The following is a 26,602-nucleotide window of genomic DNA, read 5'->3' on the forward strand; positions in this document are numbered from 1 at the left end:
GGGGGGTGGTGGGGGGGATGTCGAAGGCGGCGAGGAGCCGTTCGCGGGGCGTGAGGTCGGTGCGGTCGAACACGCCGGACAGAACGGAGGGGTCGAACCGGCGCAGGTACTCGGCGACGAGTTCGTCCTTGCCGGTGAAGTGCTGGTAGGCCGTGCGCTTGGACACCTGGGCCGCCGCGCAAAGCTGGTCCATGCCGGTGTGGTTGATGCCCTGCTCGCGAAACAGTTGCTGGGACGCGCTGAGGATGCGCTCGCGGGCGCCCCGGCCGCGGCGGCGGCCCGTGGGGCCCTTCTCCAACTCTGTCATGGGTCCATCGTACCGCAGCTAGGTAACGACCGGTGTACATAGTTTGCGTCCCAGCCGCCCGCCCAGTACTGTAAGCACACAGGACGGTGTACTTAACACCGTCGCCCCAGGTACACACGGCACCACCGACCCAAGGGAGAGACCATGGGAAAGCTCGACGGCAAGGTCGCGGTCATCACCGGCGGCACCACCGGCATGGCGCTGGCCGGCGCGAAGCTGTTCGTCGACGAGGGAGCACACGTCTTCATCACCGGCCGCCGCCAGGACGCCCTGGACGAGGCCGTGAAGCAGATCGGCCGCAACGTCACCGGCGTCCAGGGCGACGCCGCCGACCTGGACGACCTGGACCGCCTGTACGACACCGTCAAGCGGGAGAAGGGCAGCCTCGACGTGCTGTGGGCCAGCGCCGGAGGGGGCGAGCCCGCCCCGCTCGGCGAGATCACCGAGGCCCACTTCGACGCCGCGTTCTACCTCAACGCCCGCGGCACCCTGTTCACCGTCCAAAAGGCCCTCCCGCTCTTCAACGACGGCGGCTCCATCCTCATGACCGGCTCCAACGCCTCCCTCGGCGCCTTCCCCGGCTGGAGCGTCTACGCCGGCAGCAAGGCCGTCCAGCAGGCATGGGCCCGCGTCTGGCTCAACGAGCTCAAGGACCGCCGCATCCGCGTCAACGTCCTGACCCCCGGCCAGGTCGCCACCGCCAAGCAGGAAGAACTCTTCGACGAGGCCACCAAGCGCCAGTTCGAGTCCCTCATCCCCCGCGGCCAGATGGGCCGCCCCGACGAAATCGCCACCACCGCCCTCTTCCTCGCCTCCGACGACTCCAGCTACGTCAACGGCATGGAACTCGTCGCCGACGGCGGCACCACCGCCACCTGAACCGAACAACACACAACCAGGGCAGGACATCTCATGAGCAACATCAGCATCATCGGCACCGGGAACATGGCCCGCACCATCGGCGCGCGGGCGGTAGCGGGCGGCAACACCGTCGAGGTCATGGGCCGCGATCAGTCCAAGGCCGCTGACCTGGCCAAGGCTCTCGGCGGCGGCGCCACGACAGGAGCATGGGGCACCGCCCCGGCCGGGGACATCGTCATCGTGGCCCTGTTGCACGACGGTGTCGTGCCGGTCATCGCCCAGTACGGAGACGCTCTCGCGGGCAAGGTCATCGTCGACATCAGCAATCCCTTCAATTCCACGTTCGACGGGCTAGCCCACCGCGAGGAGACCTCGATCGCGCAGGAAGTCGCCAAGGCGGCCCCGGCCAGCGCCAGCGTGGTGAAGGCGTTCAACACCATCTTCCGTCATGTCCTGGAGAAGGGTCGGCCCGACGTCTTCATCGCCGGCGACAATGCGCAGGCCAAGGCAAGTGTGGAGGCGTTCATCGAGAGCCTCGGGCTGCGCCCGCTGGACGTCGGCAGCCTGAAAATGGCGCACTGGCTGGAAGGAGCGGGCGTGGTCACGGTGGGCCTCGCCAACCACGGGGTGGGGAACCTGGACTTCGCCCTCAGCATCACCGAACTTCCCGTCTGAGCAAACGGTTGACGGATCACCGAAAGGACTCGCCAATGCAGTCACCGCGGCGAAGCGTCATCAAACTGACGGCAGCCTGAGGCCACGATCCGGTCTACCTGACCGGCCGCCGGCGGCTCGACTTTCTCACGCTGCGCAGGGCGCTGGCCAGCCGTTCCCGGTTCGTTTCTGTCGGGCATATGGGCCTTGACCCCGAAACCTGGACGCGGGTTATGCGGCTGGTGCCAGCGTAGCTGGTGTGACGTGGAAAGCGTTCTCGAAGGCGATCGGCGATCGTTGTCCGAGGCGGGAGTGTCAGCGTCGGGTGTAGCGGTGGAGCCATCGGAAGGCGTCGAGGCGGGCCGCGCGCTCGGTTGGTCAGCTCTTTCGTCCTTGCAGCGTTTCGCGTTTGAAGGTCGCGTTGAAGGACTCGGCGAGTGCGTTTGTCCGCGCTGGACCCGACCGCGCTCATGCTTCGCCTGCCCCCGGTCCTCCCGGATCTTGAAGTCCATCGCATCCCCTGAGCTGGGGTGTTGCGACGACCACTAGAACGGAAGCCTGCCGGACGGGGCCATAACACGGCCGGACTTTACCGAGGCTCGCGCCAACTTGTGGTTACCGCGTTGCGGTGGCCAGTGCTGCGCGGATGGCGTCCTCGTCGGCCGGCTGGCCCTTCTCGTTCGAGGTCGGCCCGTATGGGGTCCCCCACACCGGCGTGTCCGTCGCCTGCCGCCAGCTGTCGGCCAGTGGTCCCGCGTCCACGACGCTGTACCCGATGGATTCGATGAATTCGGTCACCGCCGCCTTCGCCGGCGCGGAGTCCCCGGCGATCGGCAGGTAGGAACGGTCGGCCGCCCCCGCCGGGCGGGCGAGTGACAGCAGGTGCTTGAAGAAGATGTTGTTGAACGCTTTCACGAGCATGGCGTCCGGGATGTACCGCAGAAGCAGTTCGCTCGAGGTGAGCGACTTGCTGTCGAGCTCGGGGATGTGCCCGTCACGTTCGGGGCCGTAGTTGCACGTGTCGATGACCGTCTTCCCGGCTAGTGGCGCGGCGGGCAAGTTGGGGAAGGCTCTGACCGGCACCGTGACCACGACGATGTCACCGGCCGCCGCGGCCTCCCCGCTCGTCGCCGCGGACGCCCGCGGCCCCAGTTCCGCGGCCGTGTCCGCGAGCGTTTCGGGACCGCGCGAGTTGCTGAGCACGACCTGGTGCCCGGCCTCGATGGCGAGCCGCGCGATGGTACTGCCGATGTATCCGCTTCCGATGAATCCCACAGTCGTCATATTTTCAGCGTCCCTCCAGAAGAGCCGAACCCTTGTCATTTGCCGGGCTCGTTGCGATTCGGGTCCCTGCCGTCAGCCGGCGGAGAAGTAATGGCCGTTGTCCAAATCGGCGAGCAGGCTGGGCTGAGCGGGTTCCCAGCCGAGGGTCCGGCGGGTGATGAGGTTGGACGCCGGGTAGTTCTGCGTGACTATGTTCGCGAGGAACCCAAAGTATCCCGGCACCATCAGTACGTCCGTGGGAATGCTCACGGCGGGCAGGCCCAGACGGCTGCCAATGGCCTCGGCGATCTCGCGGAACGGGATGGCCCCGTCCCCAACCGCGTGCCAGTATTTGCCGGCCGGCCCCTTCTCCAGCGCCAAGCGGAACAAGGAGGCGACATCGCGGGTGTGCACGGCGTTCCACAGGTTCGCGCCGTCTCCGGGGTAGCCGACGACGCCCTTCTCCTTCGCGAGCGCGATCAGCGTGGGGAGGAAGCCGGTACGGTCGGTCGTGCTGTGCGCGATGTTGGCAATCCGCACGACCGAAGACCGCACTCCCCGCTCAGCGAGGCCGACTACGGCGGTTTCCACGACGTTGCGAACCCGCAGGGTGCCCTTGTACCCATCGCCGCCGGGAAGGGCTGGGTCCTCCTCGGTGGCCGGCCGGCCCAGGTGCTGCCCGGGCGAGCCAATGCTCCCCGCTGCGACCAGCGGCTTTCCGGTTCCCGCCAGTGCCTCGCCGTACGCGAGCATGACCGAGAGCTCCGCGGCGGCCACGGCGTCGATCCCGCCGGACGGAAGCAGGTCTTGCCTGTGCGCGACGTGGATGACGCCGTCGGAGTCCGCGGCCGCCTCCTTGAGCCCGTCGAGATCCTGGAGGTCGCCGCGGCGCACCTTCGCGCCGAGCGCTGACAGCGCCGCCGCGGCCGTGTCCGATCGGGCCAGGCCAGTGACCTCGTGCCCGGCGGCGATGAGCTCGGGGACGATGTTCGAACCGGAATGGCCGGTCCCGCCAGTGACGAAAACGCGCATGCTACTGGTCCTTGTGATTGATGTGGCGCGAGAAGTGGTGGTGCGGGCGCGCTCAGGCAGAAGTGTTGACGCCGAGGGTGAAGTTGAAGCTCCCCGCGCCATAGCGGCCCAGGCCGATCATCACCAGGCCCGTTCCCTCCAGCCAGCGCGCCATTCCCAGGGGGCCGGTGTCCATCGGCCGCAGCCCGAGGCTCTTGATGAATGCCGACACAGTCGCCTTGGCCTCGGCGTCGTCGCCGGCGATGAGCACGTCCAGCGGGTTGCCCTGCGCCAGCATGTGACCGAAGACGGTGTTGAACGCCTTCACGACGTGCGCGCCGGCGGGGGCGACCTTGGCGATCTCCTGCGCGCCGGAACTGCCGTCCGGGGTGACAAGGCCCTGGGAATCGGGGGAGACGGGGTTGGTGACGTCGATGATGACCTTGCCATGTAGTGCGTCCCCGTACTCGCTCACCACCGCCGCCGCGCTGGCGTACGGCACGGCGAGGATAACGATGTCCCCGGCCGGGGCGGCGCCGGCCGTCCCGACAGTGGCGCCGCCGAGCGCGGCGGCCAATTCCTTGGCCTTGGCCGGGTCGCGGCCGATAATCTCGACGGCGTGGCCGCCGGCGAGCGCCCGGTCGGCCAGGGCGCTGGCCATGTTTCCCAGGCCGATAATGCTGATGCTGCTCATTGGTGTGCCTGCTTTCTGGAGCTGGATAGGACGCCATGCCTACCCCGTCGTTGTTAACGGTCGTGTCGTCGACGCCGTCGAATGACGCGATGGACGGCGCTCAATTCATGATGTGCTCATTCTGGCCTGGGCCCTGCTATCAAGTTCCGATGTCGAATTCTTATGCCGAATTCACTTCGGCCCGATTAGGTACCTATTCAGGTTGCCATTGGCGTGAGTGGGTGTCCAAGACTTCTTTAAGCCGTGGTGATACCCTGGGGGCATCACCGGACCGGGAGGCGCCATGGATCTGGACCTGCGCAAACTGCGTTACTTCGTCGCCGTGGCCGACCAGTTGCACTTCAGCCGGGCCGCCGATGAGCTACATATCGCGCAGCCGGTGCTCAGCCGGCAGATCCGCGCGCTCGAGCAGGATCTCGGCGCCTCGCTGTTCACCAGGGATCGCCACGGCGTAGCGCTGACCGACGCGGGCCGACAACTGCTGGCCGACGCCGGTCCGCTGCTCGCCTCCGCGCACGCGGTCCGCCGCCGGGTGACCGTGGCCGCGCGCGGCAGCCAGCGGCTAATGGTCGGCTTCCGGGCAGGCATTGCGGTCATCCCGGCGGCGCGGGCGTTCGAGGCCCGGCACCCGGACGTGGTCGTGGACGTGCAGCGGATCGAATGGGACGACCAGGCCACGATGCTGCTCGACGGCCGCATCGACGTCGGCTATGTGCGGCTGCCCATCGACGAGGCCGGCCTGCGCGTCGCCCCGCTGTACACCGAGCCGCGGGTGGCGGTGCTGCCCGCCGGCCACCGGTTGGCCGACAAGGGGGAGGTCACCGAGGCCGACCTGGCCGGCGAACCGCTGGTCTGGCATGCAGACCCGAGCACGCAGCCCACCAGGCGCCCGCACCCTAACGCCGGGTACCTGGTGCGCGGGGTGGACGAGACGCTCGAGCATGTCGCGGCCGGCCGGGGCATCTCGTTCCTGGCCCGTTCGGCGACCGTCTTCTACTCACATCCGGACGTCAGCTATGTGCCCATCCCGGATCTGGCGCCCGACCAGGTGTGCCTCGCGGTGGCGGCATCGCGCACCTCGCCGGTGGTCGATGACTTCTTCACCGCGGCTCAGGCGATGGCCGAGATCACAGCAGAATGCGGGAACTATGAAATGTGGCAGCTTGGAAGCGATGCCGTTTCAAAGCACGGTTGAGCAGTCCGACTGAGAGTGCGGTTTGCGAGTCTATGCCCGTGATGTCGCAGTGTGATCGTATGGATTTGTAGCGTTACGGCCGGTCGGCGGGTTCGGATGTGCTGGGATGGCTGCGTGACCGAGCGCAAGCCCTACCCCAGTGACTTAACCGACGCCCAGTGGGCGTTGATCGAACCGGTGCTTACCGCGTGGAAGGCCGCTCATCCGTCCGTCAGCGGCCACGAGGGCAACTACGAACTGCGCGAGATCGTCAACGCGATCCGCTACCAGGGCCGAACCGGCGTCCAATGGGACTATCTCCCGCACGACCTGCCGCCCAAGAGCGCGACGTATTACTACTTCGGCAAGTGGCGCGACGACGGGACCGACAAGACGATCCATGACCTGCTGCGCTGGCATCTGCGGGAGAAGAAGAAACGATTAGCCGACCCGAGCCTGGTCGTGCTGGACACCCAGAGCGTCCACGTCGCGGCCGGGGTCCCCGCCTCCACCACCGGAAAAGACGCCGCCAAGCGAGTACCGGGGAGAAAGCGGGGCTTGGCGGTGGACGTGCTGGGGCTGGTCATCGCCGTGGTCATGCTGGCCGCCTCGGCCCACGAGAATGTCGCCGGGATCGCCCTGCTGGACCGGGTCGCCGCCGGCACCGAGGGCACGGCGACCAAGGCGCTGGTCGACCAGGGGTTCAAGAACACGGTCGTCGCGCATGGCGCAGACCTGGGGATCGACGTGGAGATCGTCGAACGTAACCCCGCCGACAAGGGGTTCGTCCCCCAGCCCAAGAGATGGGTCGTGAGCAGACGTACGGCATCTTGATGTTCCACCGGCGCCTGGTCCGCGACTACGAGCACCTTCCAGCCAGTTCCGAATCACGGGTGTATTGGGCGATGACGGACGTGAGACGCTGGTTGGGCTGGCGCTGACCCCCGAGCATCGGCGTGGGCACGGGGCGTTATACGACGGGCTCAACCACGGTCGCCTCAACATCGCGCGGGTGCGCATAGCCCTGGCGGCGCTGCCGCTGCCCCGGGCCGCCGACGGGCGGCTCGCGCTGGCGGTCGATGTCTCACCTTGGCTGCGTCCCGATGCGGCCACCGCGCCGAGGCGCTCGTTCTGCCACACCTATGGCCGGGGCAAGAATGAGCACCGGATGATCCCGGGCTGGCCGTACTCGATCGTGGCCGCGCTGGAGCCCGGCCGCACCTCCTGGACCGCGCTGCTGGATGCCATCCGCCTGGAGCCGGGTGCCGACGTCCTGGCGGTCACTGCCGTGCAGCTCCGTCAGGTCGTCCAGCGGCTGATCGAGGCCGGGCAATGGCAGGACGGCGACCTGCCGATCCTCCTGGTGGCCGATGCCGGCTACGACCTGCACCGGCTGACGTTCCTGCTGGCCGCGCACCACCTGATCGATCGCTCTGCAACCGTGAACACGAAGATCAGAGGTTGACAAGACGATCTCAGCGGACGAAGGTCACCGTGCGCGCGAAGCCCCGGAAGCCCAGCGACTCGTAGGTCTTGCGCGCCATGGGATGGCCGTCGTCGCCCCGGGGCGCCACGAAGGCCGACCGCGCGCCCAGCCGCCGCGCGGCGTGCAGGGCGGCGAGCGTAGCAGCGCTCGCCAGGCCCAGCCGACGGTGCGCCGGATCGGTGCCCACGGGCTCCAGCAGCGCCGCCCGGTGCTCCTCGTCCAGCCAGACCAGGCAGAACGCCACCGGGGTGCCGTCCGGCGCCTCGACCAGCCAATCGAGCTCGGCGCGGTAGGGCCAGGCCCGCATGACCTGGCGATAGCTCTCACCGGTGACCCGCGAGGGCGGCAGGCCCTGCAGCGAGAACGCGGCCCGGTGCACCGCCGCCCTGGTCTCGGCGTCCTGCTCGCCGCGCACGGCGCGCAGAGTGTGGGCAGCGGGGATCTTCGGCTCGGGCAGAGCGTCGAGGTCGAGGCGCATGTGGGTGAAGAACACGCCGGACTCCTGCGCGCGGTATCCGTGCCGGCGCAGGACCTCTACCAGGTCCGTCTCGGACTCCAGCAGCGTGACGTCGCGCTCCAGACTCTCGACCGCGCCGTCGGACCAGCGCAGGATCTCCTCCGCCAACTCGGGGTGGGCCGGGTCGAGCCGCAGGTCGAGCGTGCCGGGGCGCTGCGCCCACGCCCACGCGACGACCTGACCGTCGTGCTCCCACAACGACGTGGGCCACTCCGGCTCCCTGCCGACGTGCTGGAAGCGGGACCAGGCCAGGTCTCCGATGTGCCAACGACTCTCGGGCGACCAGAGCCGCCGGGTCAGGTCCTGCATCGCGCGGAGGTCGCCGGGTCCTTCGTAATCGCGTCGCTTCATCCGGCAAATCCTACTGACCTGGGACGATCAGTCCGATCTCGAACGCGGTGATGCACACCTCGACGATGAGTCGGTGGCCACCTGTCGTCTCCCGACTGGCCACACGGCCACAGCTCGCTATGCGCGTTCCATCACCGTCGGTGCCTGCCAGGGCAAACGCGAAGACAGAGGTTAAAAGACAAGCTTAGGCGTCCTGTCCGACCTCGGCGAGGCCGCGCGGGTGACTGACCTCGCCGAGGCGGCGTCTGGTTTGGCATCGCGGTCGGAGGCGCGCCGATGCGGCCCCTAAGTAGCAGGCGCCGAAAAACAACGCTTAGCCGTGCTGGCCCCACCTCGACATCGAGGGTGTGCCCGACCCGGAGCACGTACCCTGGATCGACCCCGACCCATCCGGCCTGGCGAACGGCGTGTGTCAGCGGCTTCACCGATCAGAAATCCTCCGCCACGTCGTCAGTTCTGTTAGCCCTCTCGCACCGGTGGAAGGATTGATGACCATGACCGACGCCAGACGGCTGGGCGCCGACGAGGCCACGTTCATCGCGGCGGTCCGCGCGGAGGATACCGCGCGGTTCGCGCTCCTGACCGAGCGCCACCGGCGTGAGCTGCAGGTGCACTGCTACCGGATGCTCGCGAACTACGAGGATGCCCAGGACATGACGCAGGAGACGTTCCTGCGAGCGTGGAACAAGCGGGAGTCGTTCAAGGGCCACGCGGCCCTGCGGACCTGGCTGTACCGGATCGCGACGAACGCCTGCCTCGACTTCCTGGAGAAGCGCAACGACCGCACACCCGTACCGTCCGAGCTGCCGGACCCCGGCTCCGAGGTGCTGTACCTGCAGCCGTACCCCGACCGGATGCTCCCCGAGGACCCGCAGGAATCGGTGGTGGCGCGGGAAACGATCGAGCTGGCGTTCATCGTCGCCGTCCAGCACCTGCCGCCGCGGCAGCGGGCGGCGTTCATCCTGCGCGACGTCCTCGGCTGGCCGGCGTCGAAAGCCGCCGACGTCCTCGAACTGACCGTCGCATCGGTAACCAGCGCACTGCAGCGGGCCCGTGTGACGATGCGCGAGCAGCTGCCCGACCGCCGCCTCGACTGGCGGAGCCCCGCCACCCACGAGCTGTCGAATGACGAGCGCGGCGTGGTGAAGTCGTATATCGACGCCCACGAGCGCAACGACCTCGACGGGCTGATGGCCCTGCTGCGCGACGACCTGCGCTTCGCGATGCTGCCCGAGCCGGGAACCTCGGTCATCACGGCCAAGGACGCGGTGGACGGCTGGGTCTCCAGTGGGCTCTTCCAGCGCGGCTACGACGACTGGCGCTGTATCACCACGACGGTCAACCGCATGCCTGCCGCCGTGCTGTACCTCCGCACCCCCGACGACCCGGAATACCGTTTGTTCAACATCGCGGTCCTGCACATCGTCGACGGGAAGATCGCCGAGCTCACCGGATTCGACGCCACCGACAAACCATGGCTGGGCCTGCCCCCGACACTGTGATCAGACAAGTCCCCATCGTCGACGAGTCCAGCGCACGGGCCGGCGTCACCGAAGTCACCGCGGAATGAGCACCCCGACCAGCTGAACACCAACGCGGCAACGCGAACACTCCCGCCCCGCCGGCGTTGCCGGCGGGGCATCTTCATGCCCGAAGAACATCGTCACGATCAACGACGCCGTCGTCCTCATCTCCAGCGAGTCGGTCAACAGCTCACTCGGAACGCAAGGAAGGGGCCGGGGAAGGTTCCCTCACCGCCGAGGGTCACGGTGAGCACGCCAGGAAGGATTTGGACCTGGTCTCACGAGCCGAGCATCTGGCCCGTGCTCATCGCCTCGTCTCGTATCGGGTCAGCACCACGCCGCAGGGAAACGTCCGCGTCTCCACCAGGTTCAGGTTCACCCAGCTGTCCAGGGCCGTGAAGAACGGCGTGCCGCCGCCCAGCAAGGCCGGTGCGGTGACCAGCACGTACTCGTCGATCAGCCCGGCCCGCATGGCCGCTGCGGCAAGTGTGGCGCCGCCGATGTCCATGGGGCCGCCGTCGTCGGCCTTGAGCCGGGTGATCTCGGTGACCGCGTCGCCGGTGACCAGGCGGGTGTTCCAGTCGACCGTGCTGGTCGTCGAGGAGAACACCACCTTCGGCATGTCCCGCCAGCGGCGGGCGTACTCGATCTCCGCCGGTGTGGCGCCAGGCTGCTGGTCGGCGGTCGGCCAGTGGGAGCTCATCGTCTCCCACAGTTTGCGCCCGTACAGCGCCAGGCCGGTCGCCCCCACCCGGTCGGACCACCACTGGAACAGCTCGTCGCTCGGTACGCTCCAGCCGAGGTCGTCGCCGGGCGCGGCGATGTAGCCGTCCAGGCTCAGGTTCATGCCGAAGATCAGTTTCCGCATCGTGCCAGCCTCCCGTGAGTCGATCTCACACGTACAGACGGGCGGGGCGCGGAAACCTAATCGGTGCGCGATCTGCGTCCGCAGGTAGGCCTCGCGTTCCGGACTCAGCACGGCGTACTCGGCGGGCTCGAGCACCACCGACCGGATCTCGATTTCACCCTCGCAAATGCCTGGTCACACAGCTACAGCGCCGGGCCTTCTCACCGCGCTGGAGATCGCCAAGCAGTTCCCGACGCTGGGCATCTCGCTCGGCGACCAGCGGCCGCACAGGCGCCGCAAGATCCGCCAGTACCTACCTCTCCCAGCGCCGACGCAGCCAAGCGTTGTTTTTCGGCGCCTACTACTGAAGGGGCCCCTGAGGGGGCAATGCCCCCGACGCCGAGTGCGCCCCGTGAGGGAAGCCCGTCAGAACAGCGTGTCGCGGACGCGCAGCGGCCGATAGCCGGTGGGACCGAGCTGGGCGAGTTCACCTTCGATGTCGACCTCGCTTGCGCCGAAGAAGTTGATGTTCTCGCTATGCGCCGGGGAGATGTGGGCCAGGACCTCGTCGTCGATGCGGCGTCCCGCCCTGCGCATCGACTCGACCGCGAGGCCGTAGTACTCGGTGGTCCAGGCGACCACGGCGTTGGTGGTCAGCGTCAGGCAAAACGCCTGCTCGGTCTGAGCTTCGAGGTGCCGCGCTCGGATGGCGCCCTCGTGGGCGTAGAGCAGGTCTCGCTTGAGCGCGTGCAGCGACTCGCCCTTGTTCAGCTGCCGGGAGATCTTGCGCCGGTAGGCCGGGTCGGCGAGGTATCGGGCGGCGTAGATGGTGCGCCGCAGTGCCCCGTACTCCTTGAGCGCTGCGGCGAGCGCGTTCTGCCTGCCGGCCGCGGACAGCTTGCCGACCAGTAGCGAGGCGGTGGCGTGACCGAACTTTAGCGAACCGGCCAGCCGGAGCAGGTCGTCGTAGTGCTCGGCGATCAGGTCAGTGTTGAGCTTGCGGGTCAGCAGCAGCCCGGTGTGCGGGAAGTCGGCCTCTACCTGCGCACGCGATCCGGCCCGGTCGAGCGTGATCTTGCCCAGATCCCGGATCCGCGGGGAGAGCTGCAAGCCGAGCAGGTCGAACAGCCGAAGTTGACCAACAACCCCGTGGGTGTCCGTCGCGTGCTCGGTGACGGGAATGTCGGTCGCGTTCCCGAGAATCTCGTCGAGGACGTAGTGGGCCTCGCGCTTGGTCGCGACGATGACTTTCGTGCCGTAGGTGGTGTGCTGGTCGCTCACGTGTGTGTACGTCGAGAGCCCCTCGGACGCGAAGTACCGGCTCAAAGCCCTTGCGGTGACTGACTTTCCGCGCGTGGGGAACCGCTGTCCGTCTGATGAGGACAGGGTGCCGGTGCCGAAGATCGGGGTGAGTGGCAGGCGCTGGTGGTAGTCGATGATGGCCAGGTTCACTGCGCGCAGCGTTTCCTCCCGTACGTACCACTCCGACGTCCAAGCGAGCACGTCGTAGGAGATCCCGCACGCGTCGGCCATCCGCGTCAGCCCGAGATTGGTGGAGTGGGCCAGCAGCACCGCGATCAAGTTCCGCTTCAGCTCGGGGCTGCGGGCCTGCTTGCCGCCGGCGTGGGTAAAGCAATCCAGGAAGCCGGTGCGTTTGTCCAGCTCGATCAGCAGCGACACGATCGGCGCGAACGGCAGCCTCTTGGTCAGCTCCGCCTTCAACGTAGTCGCCTCGGCCGGGACGTCCTCGGCGGTCAGCGGCGAGATCACCAGATCACCGCCGTCGTCCAGACGCACCGGGCCATCCCCAGCAGCGAGGACTCCCTCCAGCTCGCCGAGCGCCTCACCCAGCTCGTCGGCGGCCGCAGTCAGCGCGCGGTCGGGGTCGGCGGGTTTGCCGACCAGCTGGCAGAACTCCGCGCGCTGGTCGACCCACTTGTCCGGTGTGAGCAGGTAGGCGGCCGGGTCGGAGTAGCGACGCGAGCCCGGCACGAACACGTCCCCGCTGCGCAGCCCATCGCGCAGCGCCAGCAGGGTGCACAGCTCCCAGTAGTGCCGGTAGGCGCTGGTGTTGCCAGACTTCGCCGCGGTCTCGAGGTAGCCGCGCCACCGCGCGGGCACGAACCCGTCCGGCGCATCGGCTGGGACCCGGCGAGCGCCGGTGGCGTTGAGCTCGCGCAGGATCTCCAACGCCTCCAGCAACCCGGCCGAGGCGGTGCCACCGGCGAACCGCACCGCCGCAAGTACCTGCGGGGTGAACTGCCGCAGATACCCATACGACCCGTCCAGCGCGGCGAGGTGCCCGTGATCGCGCGGCAACCGTGGCGCGGCCTGCGTCACCGCCGACCGCAGGCGAGGCCAGCCGATCCGTTCACCTCGGATCAGGCCGCCGATCTGCTCGTCGCTGATCTGCGGGTCGGTGATGATGGCCAGCAGATCATCCAGCAGCGCCTGCCGGTCTTCTCCGGCTTTGCCCCGTTCGGCCAGCGCGTCGCGCATCTTGCGTTCGGCCTTGCTCTCCCGCGCGGAGATCGCCTGTCGAACAGCTGCACAACCTCGTCGAGCACGTCGGTCGCCGACTGCGCCAGCAGCGTCAGCAGGATCGGGTACCGGCGCTGCGGATCGCGGCGTTCCAGCGCCTGCGCGGTCAACCGCCGGCCGACCGTGGCCAGGAACCTGCGCCGCTCGGCAGGCAGCGCCGACAGGTCCAGACTGTCCGCGCCCAACGAGCGCAGGAACTCCAGCTTGGCGACCTCGGCCTTCACCGCGGCCGGGGACGCCTCCACCGGGCCGGTGGCCAGCCACCGCGGGCGGGTCATGCGAATCTCCGGATCGGTGATCAGCAGCCCGTCCAGCGCGGCGCACCGTGCCTCGGTGAACTCGTGCGCCAGCCGGTCGAACGTCTCCCGCTGCGCCTCGGCGCGGGCGTGGGCGACCCGCTCGACCACGGTCACCGGTCCCGGACGGATCACGCGTGCCGAGATCAGGTACTCGCACCCGAGCCGGAACAGCAGGGTCGGCGAGTCGTGTTCCATCGCCCTGGCGAGCAGGAACTCGTCTAGTTCTTTGAGGTCGCAATGGGCGATACCGGCCTCATGGATAGCGGTTAGCGCCGTGGCGACCCCGACCGCTAGGGCCTCCAGGTTGGCTCCGCTCATTGGTCCACGTGATGCGATGATCGAGGCCAGGTCTGGGCCATCGATATACTCCGTGACGAGGTAGGCCGTATCCCCCTCGATTCCGGCGTCCAACACAGGTGCGGTGCAAAACCTGGCCACCTTGCGTGCCGCCTCGGCCTCCCTGGTGAATCGCCGCCGGAAGTCGTCCCGACCGGCCAGTTCAGGGCGAAGTAACTTGAGTGCTACCGGTCGGAATTCGGCGTCTTGGGCCAGGTAGACAATGCCCATGCCGCCTGCGCCCAGCTTCCGGACGAGAGTGTAAGGTCCAATTCGCCGGTTCTCTTCGATCACGTCTGCATTCTGCCGAGCACATAGGCTTTTCGGAAGGGAAGACCGGATCAGGTGATCGCCCCCTTGCGGTGCCGCCGGACCAGGCGCGGGTTCGGGTTCTTCTGCGCTATCGCCGCGCGCGACGTGGCCGGGGCCAAGGCCGCCGCGGCGGAGGCCATCAAGGACCTGACCGGCCGCACAGTGACCGGACGGGACCCCGACGTCTCCAGCCGCTCCATTCCAGCCGGTCGGCACCGGCGCGTAGGCCGGGGACAACCGCGGGGTTCCAATGGATGAAGATCCCCAGCTTGGCCTCGTCGAACCAGGCCGGAGTGACGCGCTGTGCCTGGCTGCCGGGCATGGTCATGACGCCTCCTTGTCGGCGTCGGCGGGGCTGACTGTGGAGGCGGGAGAGATACGCAGCACCAGCGCGGCCTGCTCATCGGGAGCCTCCGGTAGGTGCACGCGGATTCCGGCGGAGGTCCGCTCCCAGCTCAGGAGGTGCCGGTTGCCCAGCAGGGTGATGGCGGCACCGTGGTAAACCGTGAAGGAGATTAGCGAAGGCGTCGCCCATGCGGTCAACCCTGGCAGACGCCCAGAAGGCATGGGGAGACCCAAACGCTCGGGCTGCGGCTACGACCAGCACCCAGCGGTAAGCACATACGGCGTAGCTGGGTCGAGATCCGTGAGACGGCCACACAGGTGTAGCAATCAGGCTGTTGAGTGGTCTTGACCAGGCGCCGACGAATCGTCCAAGGTGCCCCCGTGCGGTCTTGGATGCCGACGTTGCCGCCAGTTCGACCATAGCTACAGGTTGAGGTTGCCAATCTGGTCGACCAGTCGGAGATCATGTTGGTGCAACACCGCGAGGGGTCTGGCGGTGCTGGCCCAGACCGCGCAACGCCTGGCCGGCAATCGCACCATCCCGGATCGGATGGTGTCGCCGGCCGACCCCGATGCCCGCCCAATCCGTAAGGGCAAGCCCCGGAACCCGACCCAGTCCGGCTACACGCTACTGGTGGCCGAAGACGAACGTGGCTCCTCTGCTTCCACCGGCTGAATCAGGGCAATTCCGGTGACGCTCCCCAGCTTGTTCCCGCTGTCGAGCAGTCGAGCGGACCGGCTGGGCCCCGGCCACCGTCGTCGCTGATCGCGGATTCGGTACCGCGACCAACGACAAAGCCCTGACCGATCTGGGGGTGCAGCACATCGGCCTGCAGCGCGGTGGCCCCCTCAGCAAGACGCGACGCGAGTACGAGCACACCCGCAGCTTCCGGCGGATGCGCAACTGGCGGGTGGGAGTCGAAGCCCAGATCAGCCATCTCAAACGGGAATTCGGGCTCCGCCACATCCGGCTGCGCTGCGTCCGGGCGCTCAGACCTGGGCCGGACTGGGGTCTTCGCCTACAACCTGCAGCGGATGGCCGTGATCGGCGGCTGACTCCCGTCTGCCACCCTGGCGAAGCCGACGATCAGCCAACGCGATCAAGCCCAGCTGATCGGCAAGATCCCGCCCGAACCTCAATGCCCCTTTTTCAGGGGCAAGTAGCTAGCAAAAGACCTGCGGCAGCAGGAAAACCGCACGTCAGATAGCGAAACGCCTGATCATTGGAGTGCCCCACGGCAGGATTCGAGCCTGCGGCACCCGCTGTTGGAGAGCGATGGCCGTACGGCTGGGTCGTGCGGTGTGAGCTGCGCGAACGTCTCACACAGCCCGCACCACTTACAAGGTCATCCCGTGCATGTCCCACACCTGCCGAGGTTGGCCACCACGTCACTCGATGCAGGCTGACCCGGCCTATGGGCCCCGTGGCCTGTGAGTGGTGGCCGACGTCCGCCAGGGAAGCGTGGGCTGGCTCCGGAGACGCCACCCTCGCCAGCTAGGCTCCCCGCGTGGTGAGCCTAGTGAGCATCGAGGACGACGCCCGTGACGAGCGGCTCCGGGTCGGACTGCGCCGACCGGTCGCGGACCGGCCAAGAGGTACCGACCGGACAGAAGGATCGGGCCGGTCACTCTGCAGATCTCCCGTTTCAGCCTCCCTGTTTCCGACCGCGGCTGACCGATCCGGGCTGTGCGAGCTGAGCGAGCCAGTACGCCTGGTCTTGTGCACCGGCTGCCGCATGGTCCAACTTCTCGCCAGTCGAAGCCCTCGGCCGTGGCGCCTATGACCGGGGAGGCGGCATGCGCATAACCAGTTGGACCGTGCGAACTGCGCCCGGCGACAGGCCTTCATAAGCAGGGCTGTTCAGCAGGAGTGGATAGCTACGCCCAGAGTGCCAGGGAGGACCGACACTCGGAGGCAAGCCTATGACGACCGGTTCGGGCTTCAGTAGGCGTTTGATCCCGGAAGTTACGTCTGGTTCAGATGCCGCGCCAGATTGGGGACCACGGTGTTTGCCGGGGACCGCTCCGCCTACTGGTGCCTGCGCTGCCAGCCGGCCCTGCCCGGATGGACGATCCGCTCCGCAGGCTCGTAGACGATCGACGAACGTTGATCGCGCGGCAGGGTTCGGCCGCGCTTTTTGATCAGATGCCTCCCAGGTCAGTCCGGTCGGCGTACGCTCCGGGACATGACCGCACAAGAGCGACCCCCCGGTGATGGGCACCGTCCCGAGGACCTGATCCGCACGGACGTGCCGCACTCCGCCCGCATCTACAACTACTGGCTGGGTGGTAAGGACCACTTCGACATCGACCGTGTGATCGGCGAGCAGGTCGTCCAGGCCGAACCCGAGATGGTCGCGATGATGCGGCACAACCGGACCTTTCTGGGCCGCGCCGTCGACCATCTGGTGCGCGAGCGCGGCATCCGCCAGTTCCTCGACATAGGCACCGGCCTGCCGGTGGCCGACAACACCCACGAGGTCGCGCAGCGCGCCGCGCCCGAGAGCCGCATCGTGTACGTCGACAACGATCCGATCGTGCTCGTCCACGCGAGGGCCCTGCTGACCAGCAGCCCCGAGGGCGCGACCGACTACATCGACGCCGACCTGCGGGACCCCCGCACGATCCTGTCCGCCGCCGCGAAGACGCTCGACTTCGGCGAACCCGTCGCGGTGATGTTACTCGGCGTCCTCAATCACATCGCCGAGGACGCCCAGGCGCTGGCTATCGTCAGGACGCTCATGGACGCCCTCGTTCCGGGCAGCCATCTCGTGATCTCCGTCAACACCAACGTCCTCAACCCCGAGAACATGAACCGCGCCGCGGCCGCCTACAACGAGGCGTTCGGCAACCCGCCCATCTACCTGTCCACGCCCGAACGGCTTGCCGCGTTCTTCGAGGGGATGGAAATGGTCGACCCTGGCCTGGTGCCGGCGGCGAGATGGAAGCCCATCGCGGCCGATTCGCCGTTCGAAGACGAGACTTCGGACATGGACCTGTATGTCGGCGTCGGACGGAAGCCCTGACGAACGACCGTGACACGAGCAAGGGAACCTGGACCAGCTCCATGGTCGCCTGCGCCACTTTTCGCTGCTTCCCGGGCTCTCACGGAACGGGACCGGGAGGCTGAACTGCTGTTTACAAGTCGGCTGAAGATGGTCTCCCGAGGTCTACCGATGTCCCTCCGGCGAAGGTCGAAGCCCGACTTCCTTGATCGGCTTCTCCTCCCATCTCCCGCCATCCCCGGCCGCTGACCGGAAAATGAGTACCTCAGCTAGGCGCGCGGCAGCGAACCCCGGTCGTTGATCGTCGATTGGGGCTGGTCGGAGGCGGTATGGGTCAGACGGCCTGGGTCAGGGTGACGGTGAAGCCGAGCGCTTGGAGTTGCCGGACGTGGGTGCGGGTCTTCTTGTCCCGGTCGATCTTGTTGGCGTGGTAGCCGGCGCCTAGGCCTCGGTAGCGGGAGGCGGGGTCGGCGAGCAGGTGCCAGACGATGACAGGATGGAGCGGGCCACGGCGACCAAGGCCTTGAGCTTGCCGCGGCGTTTGACGATCCGCCGGTAGCGCTCGCCGAGGAAGGCGTCGGTTCGGGCCGCCACGGCTGCGGCGGTATCATCCCACGTTTCTCCCCGGACTCGGCCGTGAGAGCAGCCACGTGATCCGGTGGCCGATCTGGAGCGCAGGGCACGCAGGCCCGAGGGCAGGAAGCAGCGCGGCAGCCTGACCTTCCGCTTATCAGGCGGATCAATCACCTTGGTCGGCTGATCATGACCGTCTTTAGGCGCTTGTGGACGGTGGCGCACATGTTTGGCGTATGGGCACGTTGGTGTCAGCGCTGCCGTTACCTCAGTAATTCACACCCGATGCCGGGGCCCGACTGAGGAGGGCCTCGCATCGATCGCCCCAGCCACGACCGGCGAGTGGCGATGTGAACGATAGGAACGAACCTGTCGCCCCGATACTGGCGTCGGCCTGGTGGGACGGCGGCGAGAGGGAGATCTCCAAGTGGGCCCTCCGTTTGGGCTACACCTGTATTCCGTCGCGGCGACGATTCCTCTTCACGCCTTTTTTCCCAGAGATTTCGCTAAATTTGATGGCTCGAGGGGTCTCCAGTTGGTCTGCTTATGACAGGCGGGATCTATGACGTACCAGTTGGTGCGGTGGGAAGTGGACGGGGCCTCGGTGTTGGTCGAGACCTCGGACGAGGAGATCGGCGGGTGGGCGCCGGCGACGCCTTTCGGCAAGGGGGTCGTCCGCGAGGCGACAATGCGTTTCGAGGATGCCCTCGTCCATGTCCGTGACGCGGCGGCTGTCGCCCTGCGCACCTTCCGTGACATACCGGTTGGCCCGGACGAGGTTGAGATCGAGTTCGGCGTCAAGCTGGGGTCCGAGGCCGGTGCCGTGATCGCTAAGGCGGCACTCGAAGGCCATCTGACGGTCAGGCTGAAGTGGTCGGGAAAGCCTGCTGAGTAGCCCCATGCCGAACACGTGGCGGGCCCGGATCGACGCAATGTTCGACAATGGCAGGGTAATACTGGGGGCGGGCTTTCTGGTCGCACCCGACCTGGTGCTCACTTGCGCGCATGTCGTGCACGACCAGCGCGATCTGCGCGTCAGCTTCACTCAGGCCGAGCGGCGCGACCTGCTCGGCCTCCCCGCCGCCCTTCACTCGCGGGGCGCCTGGCACGATCCCGGGGACCGGGGCGACGTCGCCGTTCTCCGGCTCGACCAGCCGATCGCGTTGAGCCCTGCCCCCCTGCTCACCAAGCCGGTAGCGACGACGGGGCAAACGGCTCATGGCTTCCCGCTTGACCACGGGGAGATCGGGGCGCCGCTGAAGCTGAACCTCATCACCGAAGACCTGGTGGGTGAGTGGTGGCATGTCGAAGCGGCCACTCCGTACGCGGAGGTGCCGAGGCGTGGATTCAGCGGTGCCGCCGTCTATGACGAGACGAGCGGCGCCGTCATCGGCATGATCACCGACTGCTCCGAGCACCCCCGGCGGATGACGGGCAGGGTGTTGCCCATCTCGGCCATCCGCCGGCACTGGGAGGAGTTGGACGACCTGCTGGATCTCGACTGGCTCCCGGCCAGGCTGCGGCGGGAGCTGCGGGTGCTCGTACACGGGGTGTCCACCGCCGTCAATCTCCGGGATCTCATGGATCGGGTCTTCCACGACACAGTGGGTCACCGTGACTTCGACTCCGTATGGGACGCCATCCGCTACGTCGGGGACGAGTTGCATGGGAGGGACCGGATGGCCTTGTTCCTCCCGGAGTTGGCAGACGCAATCTCCAGATCGGCCGAGCGGCGGAAACTGCAAGGCTGGATCCACCGCCACATCCAGTTGCCTGAGTCCCCGGCAGAACGCGCGACGGCGATCGTCGTCCGGGTCGACTCCATGAAAGACGGCTACGAACTCACGCTGCACCCGTTGCACGACGGCAAGCCCGATCCCGGCACGGTGCCCGTCCGGGTCAGGGAGAGCGAGTTGCGTGCCAAGGTGGAGGCGGGCTTCGACGCCGTCAGGAGGCAGGTGGCTGGCAGCGATCCCGTGATCGAGTTCGTGCTTCCGCAGGCGATGATGCACCAGCCGGTGGACGAGTGGGACTTCGCCGAGGAGACACCCCTGATCGGATACCGGGTGGTCATCCGGTGTCTCGACAGGCTTACCGACGTCGTGAAGTGGGATCAGTGGGTGAGCCGGGCGGGGCATCTTCGCAAGGAACCCCGAGCGCTTCCTGAGACGGTCGGCTGCCGGGGAGAGGAACCTAGCCGCCTCTACCTTCGCCTGCAACTGAAGAAGAAGGCATGTGTCCAGATCCACGCCTCCAGGCCGGACGATGCCCTCCTGGCGAAGGCCCTCCATGCCGGTTTGCCGGTGATGATCTGGCCGCGGGCCCGCTGCCCCGAACCCGAGCACTCCACGTGCACGGCGCGGCACCTGCTTGAGGACCTTGCTCCCCGCGTCGGTGACGCCCGCCCCGATGACCTTCCGGAGCTCGTACGCACCCTGCGGCTCGAAGCCGCCCTGGAGGAACACGGAGCGCCGCACTGCGGCCGGGGTCTCACGCTGCTGTGGGACGACCCTGACAGGATGCCCGACCCTCCCGCGCACATGCCGGAATACGGACCCGAGGAAGATTGAGATGGCGGACTGGCACATCTACACCGGCGTTCCCGGGGCGATCAGTGACATCGCCCAGCTTCCGCCGCCGCCGAAGTGGCGGGACTTCAGGGGCGGGCCGCTCGTCGCGCGGCCGCTGCCCCACCTCGACCAGGAACTCGACCACCAGGCGGTCAGCTACCGGCCGGACCCGCCCGCCGTCGAACAGATCAACGCCGCCTTGTACCTGCGCCGTCCTCTGCTGGTCACGGGGCGACCGGGCACAGGCAAGTCCACCCTGGCGTACGCGGTGGCGCGCGAGCTCGGCATGGGCCCGGTGCTGTACTGGCCGATCACCAGCAGAAGCACCCTACGCGACGGGCTCTACCAGTACGACCCGCTGACGCGTCTCGCCGCGGCGAGCAGGACGGGCGACGACGACACAGAAGACATCGGACGCTACATCCGGCTGGGCCCTCTCGGCACCGCTCTCCTCCCGTACGAGCATCCGCGCGTCCTGCTCATCGACGAGATCGACAAGAGCGACATCGACCTGCCCAACGACCTGCTCACGGTCTTCGAGAAGGGCGAGTACGAGGTGGTCGAGCTGTCTCGCGGCGGGCGGGGGTCCAGCATGGTGACCTCTGCGGACAACCAGCAGGTGCCCGTGGCGGACGGGATCGTCCAGTGCCGGGCCTTCCCTCTGGTCATCATGACCAGCAACCGCGAACGTGAGTTCCCCCCGGCCTTCCTGCGCCGCTGCATTCAACTGGAACTCCGCGAGCCGGACGCCGCCAAACTCAGGCAGATCATCGATGCCCACATGGCGGAGCTGGCAGGACAGAGCGACGACCTGATCCAGCTCTTCCTCACCCGCAAGGGGCAGGGGCAGCTCGCGACGGACCAACTCCTGCACGCCGTCTACCTGACCAACGAGGCGGCCAAGAAGGGTTCGGTCGATCGCCTGTCGCTGGCCGAACGGATCATGCCGTTCCTGAGCGGTGGTCCGCCAGATGACCTCTGACCGGCGAGTCGAGGCGCTGGCGGAGCTGAGGGCCAGGCTTCGGGCGATCGATCCCGGCATCACCACCGGAGAGCTCGCGGACGTTCTCTGGCTGGCCTGCCACCTCACACCGGGCGCTACCGAAACCGGGGCGAGCGGCCTTCTCACCGGCGAACCCGACGCGCCGACGGTCTCCGCGCCGGGCCGTGACGGCGTCAGTACGCCACCCGAGTCGCCCGGACCGGCACGTCCCGCCACGGCCAGTTCGCCGAAGGCGGCGCTACACGCTCTCGATGGCGGAGGGGACGCCGAGGGGGGCGAGAGCGCGCGCAGGGTCCAGGTACCCGCGGCCTCGACGCTGGACGACGTTCTCGGCATCCAGCGCGCGTTGCGGCCCATCAAGAGCCGGGTCCCTTCGCGGCGACTGCACGTGCTCGACGAGCAGGCGACGGCCGACCGGATCGCTCACACCAAGCAGTGGGTCCCCGTCATGGAAGGCTTTCCCGAGCGCTGGCTGGACCTCGCGCTCGTGGTCGACTCGGGGCCGTCCATGGCTGTGTGGCAGCCGCTGGTCCGTGAGCTGCGCGACGCTCTGGTGCAACTGGGCGCCTTCCGTGACGTGCGGGTCCATCATCTGGTCGGCGACGGAGTGGCGCAACGTCATGGTGGACCGGCCGCGCCGCCCGAGACCCTGATCGACCCTTCGAGACGGCGGGTCGTGCTCGTCTTGAGCGACTGCTCGGGCGGGCACTGGTGGGACGGCCGGGCGCCGGTGATGCTGCGTGGCTGGGCGCTGGCCATGCCGACCGCCGTCCTCCAGCCTCTTCCCGAGCGTATGTGGCGGCGGACGGCGATGCCGGGGATCCCCGGTTCGGCCAAGCCGACTCAACCGGGGTCGCCCAACACCGGGCTGGCGTTCGCCCCTCGTGAGGGGCAGGCCGAGGCCGGCGCCATCCCGGTACCTCTTCTGCGGCTCGATCCGTCCTGGCTGGGCGACTGGGCGCGCCTGGTCGCCGGGATGGCGGGGGATGGCCTGCCCGTGTCCGCCGCCCTGGTGCAGGTGGCGATCCCGTCGGGGGAGCGCCGGATCCGTCAGGAGGCCGCACTGACGGCTGCTGACAAGGTCCGTCGCTTTCGGTCGGTCGCCTCGCCCCAGGCCGCCACCCTGGCCGCCTACGTCGCCACCTCGATCGCCTCGCTGCCCGTGATACGGCTCATCCAGCAGCGCATGTTCCGCCGCCCGCTGCCGGAGCACTTGGCGGAGCTTCTGCTCAGCGGCCTGCTGCGGCCTGTGGGAGGCGACAGGTACGCGTTCGTCGACGGTGCCAGGGAGGCGCTGCTGGCCACCGTCCCGCGTGCGGAGTCCTGGCGGGCCGTCAACGTGCTCCGGCAGGTGTCAGGGGAGGTGGAACGGCGTGCGGGCACGGCGACGGAGACGTTCACCGCGCTGCTCAAGGCGCGCGGCGAGGCAGGCGGTGCTCGCGTGGGAGCCGGCGATCGCCCCTTCGCGCTCATCAGTGCCGAGGCAGTCCGCATCCTGGACGACCTCTCGATCCCGCTGTTGACCAGCTCCATGGATCCCGCCCCTCTTGAGGCCGCCCCGCGCCAGGTCACAGGGCGGCGAGAAGACCCCAAAGCCCACGGGCCGGCCACCACCACGGGTCCGGCGCGAACATCCCAACCTCGCCACGGATTGCCGGTGATCGGGAGGAATATGCCGTCCCGGAACCGGAACTTCGTGGGCAGGGAGGCGCTCTTCGAGAGCCTGCGTTCGCGTTTCGTCGGAGTCGAGGGCAGCCAGCCGGAACCGCAAGCGCTGGTCGGGTTCGGAGGAGTCGGCAAGACTCAGGCGGCCATCGAGTACGCCTGGCGGAACATGGCAGACTACGACCTCGTCCTCTGGGTCTCTGCGGGGGACCCTGCCCTCGTCCCCACAGCCCTGGCTTCGATGGCACCCCTCATGAACCTCCCATCCGCCCAGACGCAGGGTTTCGACGAAGCGGCCAGGGCCGTGTGCACGGCGCTCGAACGGGGCGAGCCTTTCGATCGATGGCTTCTGATCTTCGACTCCGCCGACGAGCCAGAAGCCATCACCTCCTACCTGCCGCAGGGTCAGGGACATATCCTGATCACTTCGCGTAACGGCCGCTGGAGAGATGTCTGCTCGACAACAGAGGTCGGCGTCTTCTCGCGCGAAGAGAGCCTCCGATTCCTCACTAGACGTCTCCAACGGGCAGTGCCGGACGACGAGGCCGACAGGTTGGCCTCAGGGCTAGGGGATCTTCCCCTGGCACTGGAGCAGGCCGTTGCGCTGCAAGTGTCGACGGGGATGCCCGTCGCGGAGTATCTCGACGTGCTCTCCACGCAAACCGGAAGCGTACTTGGGATGGGGAAATCGGCGAGTTATCCGCACTCGATGACCGCGGCGTGGCGCCTAACTCTTGATCAGGTGGGGGCGCAACTGCCTGAGGCAGTGGAAATCTTCCGCCGCTGCGCGTTCTTCGGTCCCGCTCCCATACCTCGCCGGATCTTTCGCACGAGGCAAACGGATTCTCCGCTGCGAGCGGTGCTGGCCGACCCTATCCTGCTCGCCAGAGCGCTCTCCTTGCTCGATCGCTTCGCGCTGATCAGAGTCGACCACGAGGCCGGCACCATCGAGGTCCATCGGCTCCTCCAGGCGCTCACCAGAGGGGACATAGCACAGGATGCCCGACTCGAGATGAGGCACGAGGTGCACCTTCTCTTGGCGGCTGGTGCTCCCAAGTCCCCTGAGGACACGCGAGACTGGCCGAGTTTCCAGCAGTTGCTCCCCCATATCGGGCCGTCGGAGCTGGAGCAGTGCGCAGAAGCCGCCGTCCGCGCGTTCGCCCTCGGCATGGTCCGCTACCTCTATCTGAGCGCCAATTACCCGCTGGCCGAGCACTTCGCGCATAGCTTCGCCGCGACATGGACGGAGACGGGCGGCCCGCACGACAGGGACGCTTTGGTGGCCCGGAGGCACTTGGGAGACGTGACACGTGCTCTGGGCCGTTACGCGGAGGCCTACGAGATCGACCGCGATTCTACCGAGGCGACGCGAGAAGTGTTCGGCCTGGACCACCCGGAGTCCCTGGCGGCCTCCGCGGGCTATGGTGCCTCTCTTCGCGCCCGCGGCGAGTTCCTGGCCGCTCGCGACGTCGACAGTGAGCTGCTCAATCAATGCGAGCTCGTCTTCGGCTCCACTCACGATCAGACCCAGCGCGCCGCGAGCAATCTGGCGCTCGATCACTTGCTGATCGGCGAGTATGGGCACGCTGAGGAGTTGTACAAGCGGGCCTACCTGGAACAGAGTGCCGCGGAGGCCGCTCAGGTCGATCTGCTCGCCTCGTGGAACGGCCTCGCCAGGGCGCTACGGCTGGCTGGAACGTATTCGGATGCCCGTGACATCGCTGAGGAGGCGTTCGCTCACGCTGCCAGGGAACTCACGGTTCATCACCACCTCTCCCTGCTGACGGCCAAGGACCTGTCGATCGCCATGCGCAAGGGCGGGGACATCCCGGAGGCACTCGAACTCGCGCGGGATACCCATAGCCGCCTCCTGATGGCGTTCGGGGAGCAGCACCCCGACACCATCGGAGCTGCCGTCGCCTTCTCCAACACGCTGCGCGAGATGGGCGATCTCGATGAGGCGACGTCAATCGCTGTGGACGTGGTCAAGCACTGCCTGCTCGTGTACGGCAGCGAGCACCCTTTCAGACATGGCTGTGCGATGAATCTCGCCTTGCTGCGTCGGCTGAGGGGAGACCTTGTCGACGCACGCCGCCTCGACGAAGAGGCGCTGACTGGTCTGAGTGGCCGCCTCGGCCGCCACCACCCGTACGCGCTCGCCTGCGCCATCAACCTCCAGAGTGATCTCGCCCTCCTCGGGGAGACAGAGCGGGCGGTCGCCCTAGGGGAGACCACCTACGACCTGCTGCGTTCCTCTCTGGGAGGGGAACATGTGCTGACGCTCGCCTGCGCCTCCAACCTGGCCCTGGATCAGCGGGCGATCGAAGCCGATGCGCAGGAGGGATTGCGGACCAATTGCGACTTCGACCCCATCCCACTCTGAGCCGGCTCCTTCGAATGGTGGGATCCATCTAGCCTGAGGTCCGCCAGCTCAGCCATCTCTGTCAACCCTTGTGAGGCCTGGGGACGAAGTAGTCTTCTGTGGCTCAAGCAGGGAGAGAACAGGATCTTTCAGACAGTGACTTGACGGTGGCCGATCTCCGTGTGAATCTCACCGATGATGGTGGGGAGGGCACCGCGCGTGTGCCGCCTCCCACGATCGGTCATTCAGCGGCCTGCGAGCACTAAGATCCGTGAGAGGGCGTTTGATTTGAGGAGATTGTGCCTTATGTTCTAGTAGGTGCCTCGCCAGGTTGGGGTGGTCTCGTCCGTTATGCGCTTGGTGGGGTTGTCGATTGAGGCGATGTAGATCATGGCTTCGGAGCTGGCGGGAAGGGTTTCGTAATCGCGGGTCAGGCGTCGTCGTAACATAAGCCAGCCGAGGCTGCGTTCCACTACCCAGCGCCTTTTGACGATGTGGAAGCCGCGGACATCGGGGTTTCTGTTAACGACTTCCACGTCGATTCCGAGGCGGGCTCCGTGTTCGACTGCGGCGTTCTTGAATCCGGTGTCGACCCAGGCTTTGGTGATGGTCGGGTGGGTCTTCTTAACGTGGTTGAGCAGGTGTATTCCTATGGCGTTTTCGGAGAGGCTCGCGGCAGTGACGGTAACGGCGAGGAGGAGGCCGAGCGCATCTGTGACAATGCCCCGCTTCCGCCCTACGATTTTCTTTGCGTTATGACGGGGCCGTCATAACGGCAATTATCTGGGGCTGGATGTTATGCCGGGCAAGGTGGATCAGTGCTGGCTGCGGGTGGTGCGACCGGTGAATTGACCTCATAACGCCGGAGGTTCACCGTCTCCTTCATCGAGGGATTGTCGATGG

General features: G+C 67.4%; 21 protein-coding genes and 3 pseudogenes. 12 read left to right on the forward strand and 12 right to left on the reverse strand.

Features of this window, described 5'->3' with window-relative positions:
* A partial coding sequence (locus ITP53_RS37145; protein WP_195900148.1) for a TetR/AcrR family transcriptional regulator occupies positions 1–307 on the reverse strand: 307 nt, incomplete at its 3' end.
* 144 nt (positions 308–451) lie between these two features.
* On the opposite strand from ITP53_RS37145, the gene ITP53_RS37150 reads away from it, so the two are divergent.
* Together ITP53_RS37150 and ITP53_RS37155 are read left to right on the forward strand one after the other, a co-directional pair.
* Complete coding sequence (locus ITP53_RS37150) at positions 452–1,186, forward strand: SDR family NAD(P)-dependent oxidoreductase (RefSeq protein WP_195900149.1); 735 nt, start codon at positions 452–454, stop codon at positions 1,184–1,186.
* Between the two features lie 33 nt (positions 1,187–1,219).
* Positions 1,220–1,843: an NADPH-dependent F420 reductase gene (locus ITP53_RS37155; RefSeq protein WP_195900150.1), complete on the forward strand. Its 624-nt coding sequence runs from the start codon at positions 1,220–1,222 to the stop codon at positions 1,841–1,843.
* A 594-nt stretch (positions 1,844–2,437) separates the two neighbouring features.
* Here the strand turns inward: ITP53_RS37155 and ITP53_RS37160 are convergent.
* The 3 genes from ITP53_RS37160 to ITP53_RS37170 form a co-directional block, all read right to left on the reverse strand.
* A complete protein-coding gene (locus tag ITP53_RS37160; protein ID WP_207756977.1) occupies positions 2,438–3,106 on the reverse strand; it encodes an NADPH-dependent F420 reductase in 669 nt (222 codons plus the stop codon).
* A gap of 72 nt (positions 3,107–3,178) precedes the next feature.
* A complete protein-coding gene (locus ITP53_RS37165; protein ID WP_195900151.1) occupies positions 3,179–4,117 on the reverse strand; it encodes an SDR family oxidoreductase in 939 nt (312 codons plus the stop codon).
* 52 nt (positions 4,118–4,169) lie between these two features.
* Entirely contained in the window at positions 4,170–4,790 is a 621-nt protein-coding gene (locus ITP53_RS37170) for an NADPH-dependent F420 reductase (protein WP_195900152.1), read from the reverse strand.
* Positions 4,791–5,073: 283 nt separating this feature from the next.
* On the opposite strand from ITP53_RS37170, the gene ITP53_RS37175 reads away from it, so the two are divergent.
* From ITP53_RS37175 to ITP53_RS37185, 3 genes and pseudogenes are all read left to right on the forward strand, one after another.
* Positions 5,074–5,985: a LysR family transcriptional regulator gene (locus ITP53_RS37175; RefSeq protein ID WP_195900153.1), complete on the forward strand. Its 912-nt coding sequence runs from the start codon at positions 5,074–5,076 to the stop codon at positions 5,983–5,985.
* A gap of 114 nt (positions 5,986–6,099) precedes the next feature.
* Positions 6,100–6,905 (forward strand): annotated as a pseudogene (locus ITP53_RS37180) (IS5 family transposase).
* Positions 6,863–7,429, forward strand: coding sequence for a transposase (locus ITP53_RS37185; protein ID WP_236051563.1), 567 nt, complete (start codon positions 6,863–6,865; stop codon positions 7,427–7,429). Before ITP53_RS37180 ends, ITP53_RS37185 begins: the two are co-directional and overlap by 43 nt.
* 10 nt (positions 7,430–7,439) lie before the next feature.
* On the opposite strand, the gene ITP53_RS37190 is transcribed toward ITP53_RS37185, so the two are convergent.
* Positions 7,440–8,318 carry a GNAT family N-acetyltransferase gene (locus ITP53_RS37190; protein WP_195900154.1) on the reverse strand — a complete coding sequence of 293 codons (879 nt, stop codon included), beginning with the start codon at positions 8,316–8,318 and terminating at the stop codon, positions 7,440–7,442.
* Positions 8,319–8,812: 494 nt separating this feature from the next.
* Between ITP53_RS37190 and ITP53_RS37195 the strand changes: the two genes are divergently transcribed.
* Positions 8,813–9,820 carry an RNA polymerase subunit sigma-70 gene (locus ITP53_RS37195; RefSeq protein ID WP_195900155.1) on the forward strand — a complete coding sequence of 336 codons (1,008 nt, stop codon included), beginning with the start codon at positions 8,813–8,815 and terminating at the stop codon, positions 9,818–9,820.
* A 325-nt stretch (positions 9,821–10,145) separates the two neighbouring features.
* Here ITP53_RS37195 and ITP53_RS37200 read toward each other — a convergent pair whose 3' ends face one another.
* The 5 genes from ITP53_RS37200 to ITP53_RS37220 form a co-directional block, all read right to left on the reverse strand.
* Complete coding sequence (locus tag ITP53_RS37200; RefSeq protein WP_195900165.1) at positions 10,146–10,709, reverse strand: dihydrofolate reductase family protein; 564 nt, start codon at positions 10,707–10,709, stop codon at positions 10,146–10,148.
* Between the two features lie 405 nt (positions 10,710–11,114).
* Positions 11,115–13,187 carry a Tn3 family transposase gene (locus ITP53_RS37205; protein ID WP_207756981.1) on the reverse strand — a complete coding sequence of 691 codons (2,073 nt, stop codon included), beginning with the start codon at positions 13,185–13,187 and terminating at the stop codon, positions 11,115–11,117.
* Positions 13,070–14,392 (reverse strand): protein kinase domain-containing protein, encoded by a 1,323-nt coding sequence (locus ITP53_RS56350; protein ID WP_328816996.1) that lies wholly within the window; start codon positions 14,390–14,392, stop codon positions 13,070–13,072. Before ITP53_RS56350 ends, ITP53_RS37205 begins: the two co-directional genes overlap by 118 nt.
* A complete protein-coding gene (locus tag ITP53_RS61395; protein WP_195900156.1) occupies positions 14,316–14,504 on the reverse strand; it encodes an alpha-L-fucosidase in 189 nt (62 codons plus the stop codon). The genes ITP53_RS56350 and ITP53_RS61395 overlap by 77 nt, the downstream gene beginning before the upstream one ends.
* Positions 14,501–14,743 carry a hypothetical protein gene (locus ITP53_RS37220; protein ID WP_195900157.1) on the reverse strand — a complete coding sequence of 81 codons (243 nt, stop codon included), beginning with the start codon at positions 14,741–14,743 and terminating at the stop codon, positions 14,501–14,503. Before ITP53_RS37220 ends, ITP53_RS61395 begins: the two co-directional genes overlap by 4 nt.
* A 274-nt stretch (positions 14,744–15,017) precedes the next feature.
* Between ITP53_RS37220 and ITP53_RS37225 the strand changes: the two are divergent.
* A pseudogene (locus ITP53_RS37225) lies at positions 15,018–15,577 on the forward strand (transposase); the annotation flags it as partial.
* Positions 15,578–16,707: 1,130 nt separating this feature from the next.
* Positions 16,708–17,547, forward strand: coding sequence for an SAM-dependent methyltransferase (locus ITP53_RS37230; protein WP_195900158.1), 840 nt, complete (start codon positions 16,708–16,710; stop codon positions 17,545–17,547).
* A 420-nt stretch (positions 17,548–17,967) separates the two neighbouring features.
* Here the strand turns inward: ITP53_RS37230 and ITP53_RS37235 are convergent, their stop codons facing one another.
* Entirely contained in the window at positions 17,968–18,120 is a 153-nt protein-coding gene (locus tag ITP53_RS37235; RefSeq protein WP_195900159.1) for a hypothetical protein, read from the reverse strand.
* 541 nt (positions 18,121–18,661) lie between these two features.
* Between ITP53_RS37235 and ITP53_RS37240 the strand changes: the two genes are divergently transcribed.
* The 4 genes from ITP53_RS37240 to fxsT are packed head-to-tail and all read left to right on the forward strand — an operon-like array spanning position 18,662 to position 25,720.
* The gene (locus ITP53_RS37240) at positions 18,662–18,994 is read left to right on the forward strand and encodes a CU044_2847 family protein (RefSeq protein ID WP_195900160.1); all 333 of its coding nucleotides are present in this window, start codon (positions 18,662–18,664) and stop codon (positions 18,992–18,994) included.
* 37 nt (positions 18,995–19,031) lie between these two features.
* Positions 19,032–20,669 (forward strand): VMAP-C domain-containing protein, encoded by a 1,638-nt coding sequence (locus tag ITP53_RS37245; RefSeq protein WP_195900161.1) that lies wholly within the window; start codon positions 19,032–19,034, stop codon positions 20,667–20,669.
* Between the two features lies 1 nt (position 20,670).
* Positions 20,671–21,651 (forward strand): AAA family ATPase, encoded by a 981-nt coding sequence (locus ITP53_RS37250; protein WP_195900162.1) that lies wholly within the window; start codon positions 20,671–20,673, stop codon positions 21,649–21,651.
* Positions 21,641–25,720, forward strand: coding sequence for an FxSxx-COOH system tetratricopeptide repeat protein (fxsT, locus tag ITP53_RS37255; protein ID WP_207756986.1), 4,080 nt, complete (start codon positions 21,641–21,643; stop codon positions 25,718–25,720). The genes ITP53_RS37250 and fxsT overlap by 11 nt, the downstream gene beginning before the upstream one ends.
* 290 nt (positions 25,721–26,010) lie before the next feature.
* On the opposite strand, the pseudogene ITP53_RS37260 reads toward fxsT, so the two are convergent.
* Positions 26,011–26,451, reverse strand: a pseudogene (locus ITP53_RS37260) (transposase); the annotation flags it as partial.
* Positions 26,452–26,602: the final 151 nt, after the last annotated feature.

It is taken from the genome of Nonomuraea cypriaca, from assembly GCF_015645445.1.
Lineage (GTDB): Bacteria > Actinomycetota > Actinomycetes > Streptosporangiales > Streptosporangiaceae > Nonomuraea > Nonomuraea cypriaca.

Excerpts from the sequence above, each read along its gene's own strand:
- ITP53_RS37150 (WP_195900149.1), top strand. The coding sequence starts at position 452 with ATGGGAAAGCTCGACGGCAAGGTCGCGGTCATCACCGGCGGCACCACC.
- ITP53_RS37160 (WP_207756977.1), bottom strand. The coding sequence starts at position 3,106 with ATGACGACTGTGGGATTCATCGGAAGCGGATACATCGGCAGTACCATC.
- ITP53_RS37170 (WP_195900152.1), bottom strand. The coding sequence starts at position 4,790 with ATGAGCAGCATCAGCATTATCGGCCTGGGAAACATGGCCAGCGCCCTG.
- ITP53_RS61395 (WP_195900156.1), bottom strand. The coding sequence starts at position 14,504 with ATGACCATGCCCGGCAGCCAGGCACAGCGCGTCACTCCGGCCTGGTTC.
- fxsT (WP_207756986.1), top strand. The coding sequence starts at position 21,641 with ATGACCTCTGACCGGCGAGTCGAGGCGCTGGCGGAGCTGAGGGCCAGG.
- ITP53_RS37190 (WP_195900154.1), bottom strand. The coding sequence starts at position 8,318 with ATGAAGCGACGCGATTACGAAGGACCCGGCGACCTCCGCGCGATGCAG.
- ITP53_RS37230 (WP_195900158.1), top strand. The coding sequence starts at position 16,708 with ATGACCGCACAAGAGCGACCCCCCGGTGATGGGCACCGTCCCGAGGAC.
- ITP53_RS37245 (WP_195900161.1), top strand. The coding sequence starts at position 19,032 with ATGTTCGACAATGGCAGGGTAATACTGGGGGCGGGCTTTCTGGTCGCA.
- ITP53_RS37200 (WP_195900165.1), bottom strand. The coding sequence starts at position 10,709 with ATGCGGAAACTGATCTTCGGCATGAACCTGAGCCTGGACGGCTACATC.
- ITP53_RS37155 (WP_195900150.1), top strand. The coding sequence starts at position 1,220 with ATGAGCAACATCAGCATCATCGGCACCGGGAACATGGCCCGCACCATC.
- ITP53_RS37175 (WP_195900153.1), top strand. The coding sequence starts at position 5,074 with ATGGATCTGGACCTGCGCAAACTGCGTTACTTCGTCGCCGTGGCCGAC.
- ITP53_RS37205 (WP_207756981.1), bottom strand. The coding sequence starts at position 13,187 with ATGCGCGACGCGCTGGCCGAACGGGGCAAAGCCGGAGAAGACCGGCAG.
- ITP53_RS37250 (WP_195900162.1), top strand. The coding sequence starts at position 20,671 with ATGGCGGACTGGCACATCTACACCGGCGTTCCCGGGGCGATCAGTGAC.
- ITP53_RS37165 (WP_195900151.1), bottom strand. The coding sequence starts at position 4,117 with ATGCGCGTTTTCGTCACTGGCGGGACCGGCCATTCCGGTTCGAACATC.
- ITP53_RS37220 (WP_195900157.1), bottom strand. The coding sequence starts at position 14,743 with ATGCCTTCTGGGCGTCTGCCAGGGTTGACCGCATGGGCGACGCCTTCG.
- ITP53_RS37195 (WP_195900155.1), top strand. The coding sequence starts at position 8,813 with ATGACCGACGCCAGACGGCTGGGCGCCGACGAGGCCACGTTCATCGCG.
- ITP53_RS37240 (WP_195900160.1), top strand. The coding sequence starts at position 18,662 with ATGACGTACCAGTTGGTGCGGTGGGAAGTGGACGGGGCCTCGGTGTTG.